General features: G+C 69.0%; 10 protein-coding genes. 4 read left to right on the top strand and 6 right to left on the bottom strand.

Going from position 1 to position 11,813, the window contains the following annotated elements:
- Positions 1-102: 102 nt before the first annotated feature.
- Entirely contained in the window at positions 103-1,557 is a 1,455-nt protein-coding gene (locus VET27_RS22470) for a CCA tRNA nucleotidyltransferase (protein ID WP_526521813.1), read from the top strand.
- A gap of 17 nt (positions 1,558-1,574) precedes the next feature.
- Positions 1,575-2,081: a pullulanase gene (locus VET27_RS22465; RefSeq protein WP_526521812.1), complete on the top strand. Its 507-nt coding sequence runs from the start codon at positions 1,575-1,577 to the stop codon at positions 2,079-2,081.
- 40 nt (positions 2,082-2,121) lie between these two features.
- On the opposite strand, the gene VET27_RS22460 is transcribed toward VET27_RS22465, so the two are convergent.
- Both VET27_RS22460 and VET27_RS22455 read right to left on the bottom strand, forming a co-directional pair.
- A complete protein-coding gene (locus VET27_RS22460) occupies positions 2,122-2,895 on the bottom strand; it encodes a TIGR03084 family metal-binding protein (RefSeq protein ID WP_526521811.1) in 774 nt (257 codons plus the stop codon).
- Between the two features lie 9 nt (positions 2,896-2,904).
- Entirely contained in the window at positions 2,905-4,188 is a 1,284-nt protein-coding gene (locus VET27_RS22455) for an MFS transporter (protein WP_526521810.1), read from the bottom strand.
- 134 nt (positions 4,189-4,322) lie between these two features.
- Here VET27_RS22455 and VET27_RS22450 point away from each other — a divergent pair, with 134 nt between their 5' ends.
- Complete coding sequence (locus tag VET27_RS22450) at positions 4,323-4,928, top strand: YqgE/AlgH family protein (protein ID WP_526521809.1); 606 nt, start codon at positions 4,323-4,325, stop codon at positions 4,926-4,928.
- Between the two features lie 45 nt (positions 4,929-4,973).
- On the opposite strand, the gene VET27_RS22445 is transcribed toward VET27_RS22450, so the two are convergent.
- Positions 4,974-5,321 carry a hypothetical protein gene (locus VET27_RS22445; protein ID WP_526521808.1) on the bottom strand — a complete coding sequence of 116 codons (348 nt, stop codon included), beginning with the start codon at positions 5,319-5,321 and terminating at the stop codon, positions 4,974-4,976.
- 42 nt (positions 5,322-5,363) lie between these two features.
- Positions 5,364-6,308 carry an LpqN/LpqT family lipoprotein gene (locus tag VET27_RS22440; protein ID WP_526521807.1) on the bottom strand — a complete coding sequence of 315 codons (945 nt, stop codon included), beginning with the start codon at positions 6,306-6,308 and terminating at the stop codon, positions 5,364-5,366.
- 221 nt (positions 6,309-6,529) lie between these two features.
- Between VET27_RS22440 and leuS the strand changes: the two genes are divergently transcribed.
- Complete coding sequence (leuS, locus tag VET27_RS22435; protein ID WP_526521806.1) at positions 6,530-9,385, top strand: leucine--tRNA ligase; 2,856 nt, start codon at positions 6,530-6,532, stop codon at positions 9,383-9,385.
- On the opposite strand, the gene VET27_RS22430 is transcribed toward leuS, so the two are convergent.
- Entirely contained in the window at positions 9,382-11,133 is a 1,752-nt protein-coding gene (locus tag VET27_RS22430; protein ID WP_526521805.1) for an amidase, read from the bottom strand. The genes leuS and VET27_RS22430 overlap by 4 nt on opposite strands.
- A 2-nt stretch (positions 11,134-11,135) precedes the next feature.
- Positions 11,136-11,801 (bottom strand): SDR family oxidoreductase, encoded by a 666-nt coding sequence (locus VET27_RS22425; protein ID WP_526521804.1) that lies wholly within the window; start codon positions 11,799-11,801, stop codon positions 11,136-11,138.
- Positions 11,802-11,813: the final 12 nt, after the last annotated feature.

The raw sequence follows: 11,813 nt of genomic DNA, 5'->3' as shown, positions 1-11,813 counted from the left end.
TAGTAGCTGCCACTTGGTTTCCGGCTCCTACGCACTCACCGTCGTGGTCGGCTTGTCGCCGGGTCGTTACGGACCCGTGAGCGCCCGCTAGGCTCATCGAACGTGCCGAACGATCCCTCTGCCACCGACGAGTTGTTGACGGCCGCAAAGGCGCTGCAGCAGCACACGCCGGTGCTGCGCGAGTTGGGTCAGATGTTCGCTGACGCCGGCCACGAGCTGTATCTCGTCGGCGGCAGTGTGCGCGATGCGCTCCTCGACCGCCCGGTGACCGATCTGGACTTGACCACCGACGCCCGCCCGGAAGACGTGCAGCAGGTGGTCCGGCGTTGGGCCGACGGGTTGTGGGACACCGGCATCGAGTTCGGCACCGTCGGCGTCGCAAAGGGCGTCGGCAAGGAGATGGTGCGTCTCGAGATCACCACCTTCAGGGCGGACGCCTATGACCGCGTGACACGGAACCCGGAGGTTCGCTTCGGCGACCGGCTCGAGGACGACCTGTTGCGACGGGACTTCACCGTCAATTCGATGGCGGTGCGCATCACCCCGGCGGGACTCGGCGAATTCCACGATCCCCTAGGCGGATTGGCCGCAATCCGCGACCGCGTGCTCGACACTCCGTCGACGCCGGAGTTGTCCTTCGGCGACGATCCGCTGCGGATGCTGCGGGCCGCGAGGTTCGTGTCGCAGCTGGGCTTCGGCGTCGCGCCGCGCGTTCGCGAGGCGATGACGCGGATGGCACACGAACTCGGGCGCATCACCGTCGAGCGGGTGGCGGCCGAGCTGGACAAGACGATGCTGGGCGCCGACCCGGTCGCCGGCATCGACTTGATGGTGCAGACCGGCCTTGGTGACGTGGTGCTGCCCGAGGTGGGCGGCATGCGGATGGCCATCGACGAACACCACCAGCACAAGGACGTGTACCAACATTCGCTGACGGTACTGCGGCAGGCGATCGATCTGGAGAAGCCCGCGAGTCCTCCCGACGCGGTGCTGCGGTGGGCTGCGCTGTTGCACGACATCGGCAAGCCGTCGACCCGCAAGCAGGAGAGCGACGGCGGCGTCAGCTTTCACCACCACGAGGTCGTCGGCGCGAAGATGACCCGCAAGCGCATGCGGGCGCTGAAGTACTCCAAGCAGATGGTCGACGACGTGTCGCAGCTGGTGTACCTGCACCTGCGGTTCCACGGTTACGGTGACGGCAAGTGGACCGACTCCGCGGTCCGGCGCTACGTCACCGACGCCGGGCCACTGCTCGACAGACTGCACAAGCTGGTGCGCGCGGACAGCACGACCCGCAACAAGCGCCGCGCCGCCCGCCTGCAGGCCAACTACGACGATCTCGAGAACCGCATCGTCGAACTGGCGGCCAAGGAGGACCTGCAGCGGGTCCGCCCCGATCTCGACGGCAACGAGATCATGAGGATCCTCGACATCCCGGCGGGTCCGCAGGTGGGCCAGGCGTGGAAGTACCTCAAGGAGTTGCGGCTGGACCGTGGGCCGCTCGAGCACGACGAGGCGGTCGAGGAACTTCACAAGTGGTGGAACGCCAGGGAGTAGGTCCGCGTCCTATCGTCATGGACTACTGCCTGGGTGACGGTGACGGGTCGGCGACGATCTGGTCGGCCGAGATGAACGTCGACACCGACGCGGACGGCGTGTTCGACGCGCTCGGTCTGGACTTCGACGCCGACGGCAGGTTCGACGACGCGCTCGCCGACCTCGACGGTGACGGGACCGCCGACCACCTTCTGCTCGATCTGGACGACGACGGCCGGGCCGAGGCGTCGTTCACCGACGACGGTTCCGGCACCTGGGCGATCGGCGTCGACGCCAATGGCCGGGCTGGTCAGCTGCGCTGGCTGGGCCTCGACGGGGTCGAGCTGACGGGCGGACCGCTAGTGGACTTCGACGGCGACGGTCAGGTCGACGATCGCCTGCTCGACGTCGACCGGGACGGCCTCGCGGATCGCGTGCTCGCCGGGGACGAGGCGTATGTCGACGCCGATGCCGATGGGCGATGGGACGTGAAGCTGTCCGATGCCGACGGTGACGGCGCCGCGGACGCGGCGACCCAGCTGTAGTCGAGCCATCGCCCGGGTTTGATGGGGCTCTTCTCTTCGTTCATCGCCCGGGCCCCGGCGGGCCCGCGAACGCCTGCGCGATCGTCAGCCACGCCGCCGCGTCGTCGCCGACGGCCGTCACGTCGAGTTCCGCGGGCGGGCGGCGTTGCGTCACCAGCATGCAGAAGTCCTCCGCCGAGCCCGTCACCCGCTGGCCGGCGTCAGTCGGCCCCCATGACCACGTCGAGCCGTCGGGGGCGCGCAGCTCGACCAGGAAGGGCTCGGTCGGCACGGGCAACCCGTGCACCGTGAACGCGAAGTCCCTGGTGCGAACGCCGATGTGGGCGATCGAGCGCAGCCGCGTCGTCGCGGGTCGCTTGACCCCCAGCGTGTCGGCGACGTCCAGCCCGTGCGCCCAGGTCTCCATGAGCCGCGCGGTAGCCATCGAGGCGGCACTCATCGCAGGCCCGAACCATGGCAGCTTCCTGCCGTCGGCCACCTCGAGTAGTTCGTCGTGCAGGCGTGACCGCGTGTGCCGCCAGTCGGCGAGCATCTCGGCGGGCGGCGTCGTCGCGAGCTGTTCGGCGCCCTCGTCGACGAAACCCGTGGGGTTGGTCGACGCCTCCTTCAGGATCTCGGCGAAACCGGCTTCGTCGGTGACGGCGACGACGGACACGCGGTCGGTCCACCACAGATGGGCGATCTGATGGGCGATGGTCCAACCGGGCGCAGGTGTCGCGAGCCGCCAACCCGCATCGTCGAGGCCGGCGACGAGTTCGTCGAGCGCATCGCTCTCGGTTCGCAGGTCCGCGATCACTGCATCGGCTCCGGCCATGGCGTCACCCTAGTCCGATGGCGTTGCGCCCCTGCCGATCGCGGCGTGCGCGGCCAACCCGAGCAGATAGACCACGGACCCGGCGATCACCAGCCCCGGCGCGTCCCCGTCGGCGGGAATGACGGCTGCACTTACCGTGACCGCGGCGACGAACGATACCCAGAACATCGAATCCTGAAGCGTGAACACGTGACCGCGCAGCGCGTCGTCGACGTCGAGCTGCATGGCCGAGTCGGCACACAGCTTCACCATCTGACCGGCGGCGCCGACGAGGAACCCGCAGGTGACCATAACGGGAAGCTGGAGTCCAGCCGCCCCGAGTTGGATGACTGCGGCCAGCGCGAGCGCGACGTTCGCGGTCGCGTACCGACCCCAACGACGCACCGCGGCGGGGGTGAGGAAGTTCGCCAGAAACGCGCCGACCCCGGCGCTGGAGGCGAAGAGCGCAACGACGCCGAGGCCTGCGACGCTGGCGGAGCCGGTGTGCCGGACGAGCACCAGAATCACCAGCGTGTTGATGCCGAACACGACGCGGTGCGCGACGACGCCGGACAACGTCGCGGCCACGCTCCGCACGCCGAGCACCGTGCGGAGTCCGTAGCCCCAACCGGTGGCCACCGCGTAGGCCACCGACCCGTGGACGGCCCTCGCCGTGTCTTCGGGCCCGAGCACCCGAGGTGCGAACCGCACCGACAGGAACAACGCCACCGCCACCGCCGCCGCGGCGAGGAAGATGACTGCCGCAGAACCGCTGTCGCCCGCTCCGAACAGCCAGCGCGGCACCAGCATGAAGATGGCCCCGAGGAACAGTGCCGCCGCCCCTGTGGCGTTCTGTACCGAGTTCATCGCGACCACTTGATCGCGGGGCACGACGTGCGGCAGTGCCGCCGAGAGTCCGGACGACACGAATCGGGTAAAGCCGTTGACTACCAATGCTCCGAGCAGGATCCACCCGTGGCCCGCGCCCAATCGCAGCACCATTGCCACCGCCACCATCAACATCAGCCTGCCCAGGTTGGCGCCGATCAGCACGCCACGGCGGTCCCACCTGTCAAGGAGTGCTCCGGCGAACGGACCGAGAAGCGAGTACGGCAGGAAGAGCACGGCGAAGTCGCCCGCGATCTCCCATGGACTGGTTGCACGCTCGGGATTGAAGAGCAGTGCGCCCACCAGGCCGCCCTGGAACAGTCCGTCGCCAAGCGAACTCACGGCGCGAAGTTCCAGGAGTCTGCGAAACTCGGGAAGCGCACGGATCGACCGCCACAGGGCGACGTGTGCGCGCGGGCCAGCCACGTATATTCCGATCTGGTTGCTGGGTGTTCGGTGGTTTTCGGGCGACCAAGCCACCCTACAAAGATTCGCAAATCCAATCGGCGTGGCCGCGCCCGATCGCCACCGTATCCCCACGCTGGTGACATGATGGATGGGTGGCGCAGTCAGAGGACCCGGAGGACCGCTTCGCTCCTGCGACGCACCGGGTACGAGCCGGAACGCTGCTGCTCGCCAACACCGATCTCATGGAGCCCACGTTCCGTCGCAGCGTGATCTACGTGGTCGAGCACAACGACGGCGGCACCCTCGGTGTGGTGCTGAACCGGCCCAGTGAAACCGCGGTGTTCAACGTGCTGCCGCAATGGACCAAGCTCGCCACGAAGCCCAAGACGATGTTCGTCGGTGGCCCCGTGAAGCGGGATGCAGCACTGTGCCTCGCGACGTTGCGCGCCGGGCTGCAGCCCGCCGACGTGCCGGGGTTGCGGCACGTGCAGGGGCGCATCGTGATGGTGGATCTCGACGCCGATCCGGACACGATTGCGCCTGCGGTCGAAGGCGTCCGGATCTACGCTGGGTACTCCGGGTGGACAATCGGCCAGCTCGAGGGCGAGATCGAGCGACACGACTGGATCGTGTTGTCGGCATTGCCGTCCGACGTGCTGGTCGAGCCGCGGGTCGATCTGTGGGGGCGGGTGCTGCGACGTCAACCGATGCCGTTGTCGCTGTTGGCAACTCACCCCATCGACGTCAGCCGCAACTAGCCGCCTTCACGAAAGGCGTTCGACCGCAACGGGGTCCGGCGATCGTCAGTGGCATGACAGCGTGCATGACGCGCACGATCCGGCGCAGCCCGCGTCGGCCGTGTTTGCTTCCCGCCGGGCCACCGCCTTGGCGCTCTGATAGCAGCCCGCTGCCACGGTGCCCACCGCTCCGACGACGCAGACCACCAGTGCCAGCACGCCGGCCTGTCGTGGCGCCGCGAGTGCGACCACACCGCCTGCGCCCAGCATCACCGCGGCCGCCAGTTGGGTGGGCACGACGGCCCGCAGGACCTGCTGGACGGCGTCGGACGAATGCGGCCGGGCCATCGACCACAAACCCATGGCGGCGGTCGCCACGGCAGCGCACAGGCACAGCACTGCGGCGATCAGCATGACCTCACAATACGAGGCCCGCCGCTCGTACGTGGCCTGGGGCTACCTAGGCAGGCTGAGGGGTTGAGCGACCGCGGGGAGCGTGGCAGGTCCGGCAGTGGCCGGTGCTGCGGGAACCCCGGGAACGACGGCGGCGGGCACCGGCGGAGGCGCGTCGGGTGAGCCGACCTTGAAGCCATTGATGATGGCGTCGGTCGCCGACCCTGCGGCGACGGACACCTGGGCGCTGGTGGTGACCGACAGCGACACCAGGTACCTGTCCGGGCCCGACGGCGCGATGGTGTGGCGGCGCGTGGTGTTCAGCGTCATGTTGTTCTGTCGGTACGTGCCCTCGATGAGCGCCGACGGCATGCCGCCGAAGTCGGCGAGCGACCCATTGGTGGCCCGCCAGGCGGGTAGTTGCTGGGTGTCGATGAGGCCGTGGCTGATGGCTTCCTTCGAGTCGAAGTCGCCGACCAGCTTGTAGACCTGAACTGCGGCGTTCGAGGTGTAGAGCCCGTCGCCGCCGACGCGGTCGGCGATCACCGCGAATGCGTCGGGAACGTTGGGGTCGGGCACCTGGCTCCAGCCGGTGGGCATCGGCAACACGACGGTGAGCGCCTTGAAGTCGGCGGCCCTCTGCGGCTCCATCGCGACGTTCTTCTCGCTGAAGAAGTCGGCGAGGGTCCCCGAGGCGGCGGGGACGATCGTCGATACGGGCGTGGCGGGAACGGCGGGTACGGCGGGCGCGGCAGGAACGGCGGGACTGAGGCCGGAGGCCTGCGGGCTACCGGCGACGGGCGTGGCGATCAGCTGGTTGGGGCCGATCGCGGCCGCGGCGGGCACTCCGGCCTGCACGGTCACGGTCTGCGTCACCGTCGCGGGCACGGCAGGCAGCGGGAGGGTGGGCTCGGCAGACGCGGTGGTGCCGGCCAGGCCGAGGACGCAGGCCGTTCCGGCGGCGAGTCCTCCTGCCAGAAGTCCCCAACGACGGGCATTCTCGAACATCTAACGTCCGTCCTTCCGGATCGTGCGGGTCTGGCATCAGACGGGTGCCCGTGGCCAGGCGCCGACTGTATCCACGTGGCAGCAATTGCCACTAGGTCCGGAACCGACCTGCAACCATGCCCTGACCCCTCCGCAACGGAACCGATACCAAGCCGTTGCCCGAGGTCCGCACCAGGACCTGCCGTGCGGTCCCGAAGCGTGGCGTTGACTACCCTGTTCACGTGATTGAAGGGGAAGGCGGCGCGGACGCCTCGGGTACCCCGCAGCACCGCTACGACGCGGCGCTCGCTGGGGAGATCGAACGTGCCTGGCAGGAGACGTGGGCTCGGTTGGGTACGTTCCATGTGCCCAACCCGGTCGGATCGCTCGCGCCTGCCGATGGCGCGCCCGTTCCCGCGGACAAGATGTTCGTCCAGGACATGTTCCCCTACCCGTCAGGCGACGGCCTGCACGTCGGTCACCCGCTCGGCTACATAGCCACCGACGTCTACGCGCGCTACTTCCGCATGACTGGCCGTAATGTCCTGCACGCGTTGGGCTTCGATGCGTTCGGCCTCCCCGCCGAGCAGTACGCCGTCCAGACGGGCACGCACCCGCGGACCCGCACCGAGGCAAATATCGTCAACTTCCGTCGTCAGCTCGGCCGGTTGGGGCTGGGCCACGACGCCCGGCGCAGCTTCTCCACCACCGACACCGACTTCTACAAGTGGACGCAGTGGATCTTCCTGCAGATCTTCGACTCGTGGTTCGACGTGGCAGCCAACCGGGCACGGCCGATCAGCGAACTGGTCGACGAGTTCGAATCGGGTGCCCGGACCCCGGATTCCGGTGGTCAGTGGGCGGCCCTGTCGCCAGGGGAGCGCGCGGACGTCGTCGACTCCTACCGGTTGGTGTACCGGGCCGACTCGGTCGTGAACTGGTGCCCCGGGTTGGGCACGGTGCTGGCCAACGAAGAGGTGACCTCCGACGGCCGCAGCGATCGCGGCAACTTCCCGGTGTTCCGGAAGCGGTTGCGGCAGTGGATGATGCGCATCACCGCGTATTCCGACCGGCTGCTCGACGATCTCGACGTGCTGGATTGGCCGGACAAGGTCAAGGCCATGCAGCGCAACTGGATCGGCCGGTCGACCGGTGCCGAGGTGCGGTTTGTCACGGACGTGGGCGACATCGAGGTCTTCACCACCCGGCCGGACACCCTGTTCGGCGCGACCTACATCGTGTTGGCGCCCGAGCACGGTTTGGTCGATGCCCTGGTCGCCTCGGCGTGGCCAGAGGGAACCGACGAGCGGTGGACGTTCGGCGCTGCCACGCCGCCTGAAGCCGTGGCGTCCTACCGTGCGACCATCGCGGCCAAGTCCGACCTGGAGCGCCAGGAGAGCAAGTCGAAGACCGGTGTGTTCACCGGCGCGTACGCCACGAATCCGGTTGACGGGAAACGGGTTCCGATCTTCATTGCGGACTACGTCTTGGCCGGTTACGGCACGGGTGCCATCATGGCGGTGCCGGGGCACGATCAGCGCGACTGGGAGTTCGCCACGGCGTTCGGGCTGCCCATCCCGGAGGTCATCGGCGGCGGTGACGTCTCGACGGGCGCCTACACCGGGGACGGCGAACTGGTGAACTCCGGCTACCTCGACGGGTTGGGCGTCGAGTCGGCCAAGGAGGCCGTGACGGCGCACCTGGTCGCCGACGGACGCGGCCGAGCACGGGTCGAGTACAAACTGCGGGACTGGCTCTTCGCCCGCCAGCGGTACTGGGGCGAGCCGTTCCCGATCGTCTACGACGTCGACGGTCGGGCCCATGGTCTGCCGGAATCGGCGCTGCCGGTCGAGCTGCCCGACATCCCGAACTACGCGCCGGTCCAGTTCGATCCCGAGGACGCCGACAGCGAACCGTCACCCCCGCTGGGGAAGGCGACCGAGTGGGTGCACGTCGACCTCGACCTCGGCGATGGGCTCCAGCCGTACAGCCGCGACACCAACGTCATGCCGCAGTGGGCGGGCAGTTCGTGGTACGAGCTGCGTTACGCCGACCCGCACAATTCGGAGACGTTCTGCGCCAAGGAGAACGAGGCGTACTGGATGGGGCCGCGGCCAGCAGAGCACGGTCCCGCGGACCCCGGCGGTGTCGATCTCTACGTCGGCGGTGTCGAGCACGCGGTGCTGCACCTGCTGTATTCCAGGTTCTGGCACAAGGTGCTCTACGACCTGGGCCACGTGACCTCCCGCGAGCCCTACCGGCGACTGGTCAACCAGGGCTACATCCAGGCGTTCGCCTACACGGACGCACGCGGTTCCTACGTCCCAGCGGCGGAAGTCGTCGAGCGCGAGGGGAAGTTCTACTGGCCGGGCCCCGACGGCGAGATCGAGGTCAACCGCGAGTTCGGCAAGATCGGCAAGAGTCTGAAGAACTCGGTGTCACCCGACGAGATCTGCGAGGAGTACGGGGCCGACACCTTGCGCGTCTACGAGATGTCGATGGGGCCGCTCGAGGCGTCCCGGCCGTGGGCCACCAAGGACGTCGTCGGCGCCTACCGGTTCCTGCAACGGGTGTGGCGCACCGTCGTCGACGAGACCACCGGCACCGAGCGGGTCGCCGAGCACGAGCAACTGACCGAGGCGACGCTGCGCCTGCTGCACAAGACGATCGCCGGTGTCGCGGAAGACTATGCGGGACTTCGCAACAACACCGCGGCCGCCAAACTGATCGAGTACACGAACCACCTGACCAAGGAGGACGTCACGGCACGCGCCGCGGTGGAGCCCCTAGTGCTGATGGTCGCGCCGCTGGCGCCGCACCTGGCCGAGGAGTTGTGGCGCCGCCTCGGCCATGACTCGTCGCTCGCACACGGCCCCTTCCCGAAGGCCGATCCGGCGTACCTGGTGGAGGACACCGTCGAGTACCCGGTTCAGGTCAACGGCAAGGTCCGCGGACGGATCACGGTGGCGGCGGATGCGACCGCCGACGCCATGGAGTCCGCCGCGTTGGCCGACGAGAAGGTGGTGGCGTTCATGGCGGGCGCGACGCCGAAGAAGGTCATCGTGGTCGCGGGCAAGCTGGTCAACGTCGTCATCTAGACGCCCCCTCCGCGATTTTGGCGTGCACAGTCGCGGCCACCGCGACTCAGCACGCCGAAATCACGCGGTGAGCGGGGCGGCGACGTGCGGCGTGGGGTCAGCTTCTCCACCGCGGCGGCGTAACGAAGCAGTGCTACGTCGTCGTAGGCCCGGCCCGCGAACGTCAGGCCCACCGGCATGCCGATGTCTGCCATCATGCCCATCGGCACTGTGACCGTCGGGATGCCGAGATGGCGAATTGCCAAGTTGCCGTTGGCCACCCACACACCGTTGCGCCAGCCGAGATCGGCCGACGAGGGATTGACGTCCATGTCGGCGGGCCCGACGTCCGCGACCGCGGGGAAGATCACGGCGTCCAACCGCAACCCGTCCATCCACTCCTCGAGGTCGAGTTGCCGCGTGCGCTCCAGGGCGTGCACGCCCTCGGGGATGCTCGGGATGGCGAGGAAGGAGTCGATCGGGTTGTCCCGGATGAACGCGGGATACTCCGCGATGTCGTCGAAGCCGTCGTACCGGTCGGGCAGGGCACCGTGCGGCGGCGGGAAGATCCGGCTGTCGTCAACGTCGGCGAGCCGATTGAGTACGGGATCTCCGTTGGCGGCTAGGAAGTCGTCCCACGCCCACGCCGACAGGTCGACGATTTCGCGCCGCAGGTACTCGGGGCTGACCAACCCTCGGGTGGCGATGGTCGGGGCACCGGCCCGGTCGCCTTCGTAGTTGCTGACGACGGGGAAGTCGACGTCGACCACCTCGGCTCCCGCGCCGAGCAGGCCGCCTCGCACGGCGTCGAACAGGTCCACGACCGAAGGGCGGGTCTCGATGCGCCGGCCGGTGGGCCCGCCGATGCCCGTCGCCCCGACGCCCGCCTCGGGATCGGCGTTGACGTACATCCGGGGCACGCCGAACCGCTTGCCGGCCAGCGTGTCTGGGGACCCCAGCAAAGCCGGGTAGGAGACCGGCCGCACCTCCTCGACGCGTGGCACGCGCACCCACGGCTGCAGCCGCCAGAAGTCACCGCGGGCGTCGGGGTCCTCGGCGACGACGACGTCGAGCACCTCCAGCAGGTCGGCCACCGAGCGGGTGTGCGGCACGACGACGTCCATCGTCGGCACCAGAGGCCAGCCCCCACGCGTCGAGATGACGCCGCGCGACGGGGTGTAGGCGCACAGCGCATTGTTGGACGCCGGGCCACGGCCCGACGACCAGGTTTCCTCGCCGATCCCGAAGGCGCAGAACGATGCTGCCGTCGCCGTGCCGGAGCCGTTGGACGAGCCGGAGGCGAACGGGGCAGTGAGATAGTCTGCGCTGTAGGGGCTTTCGGCCCGGCCGTAGAGCCCTCGCTGCATGCCGCCGTTGGCCATCGGCGGCATGTTGGTCAACCCGATCAGGATCGCTCCCGCCGCACGCAGGCGCTCGACGACGAACGAGTCGCGCCGAGCCACCAACTCTGCGAACGCCGGGCTGCCCGCGGCCACGGTGAGTCCACGCGCCTGATAACTGTCCTTGGCCGTGTACGGGATGCCGTCCAGCGGACCGTACGTGCGGCCCGACGCCCGGCGCGCGTCGGAGGCCTCTGCCTCGGCACGGGCTTCGGGGTTGGGCACCACGATGGCGTTCAGCGCGCCGTCGAAGGCGCCGATGCGGGCCAGATAGCACTCGAGCAGTCCCAGCGCGGTCACGCGTCCGCCCTCCAAGGCGGCGCGCACCTCGGCGATCGACGCCTCGTGAACCTCGAAGTCCTGCGCCATCGCTACCGGGGCCGGACGACGATCTCGTGCACGTGGGCATCGGGCGGCGTGGCGACCGCCTGCGCCACCACGGCTGCCACCGTCTGCGGCGACAGGAACTGCTCGGGCACGTAGTCACGCTCCTCGTAGGCGATCAGGTCGCGCTGCATCTCGGTGTCGATCCGGCCCGGGTGTACCGAGGTGACGCGGAGCGTGGGCTCGTCGGTGCGCAGCGAGTCCGCGAACGACCGCAGGGCGAACTTGCTCGCCGAGTAGGAGGCCAGCCCCGGTGACGCGTTGATCCCCGCGCCCGAGTTGATGAAGATCACCTGCCCGCGCGCGCTGCGCAGGGCGGGAAGCAGTGCCAGGGTCAGCGCGACCGCACCGACGACGTTCACCTCGAAGGTCGCCCGCCACTCGTCGGCGCTGGACTCGGCCACCCGGCCGGGGTAGGCGACCCCGGCGTTGTGGATCAGCACGTCGAGGTCGGTCAACACTTCCGCCGCGGATTCGAGGGAATCGGCGTCGGCGAGGTCGAGTGGCCAGGTCGGAGCGCCCAGACGCGCGGCGAGGGCATCGAGTCGGTCGGACGGGCGGCCCGCCAGGAGCAGTGTGTGGGTGGGCGCCAGCGCGTCGGCGATGGCTGAGCCAAGCCCGCCGGCGGCGCCCGTGATCATCGCAGACGGCACCCGGGCAACCCT

Origin of the sequence: Mycobacterium sp. (genome assembly GCF_035633495.1) — a bacterium.
Lineage (GTDB): Bacteria > Actinomycetota > Actinomycetes > Mycobacteriales > Mycobacteriaceae > Mycobacterium.
The sequence above is the reverse complement of the archived record's forward strand: the minus strand, read 5'-3'. Positions and strand labels throughout refer to the sequence as shown.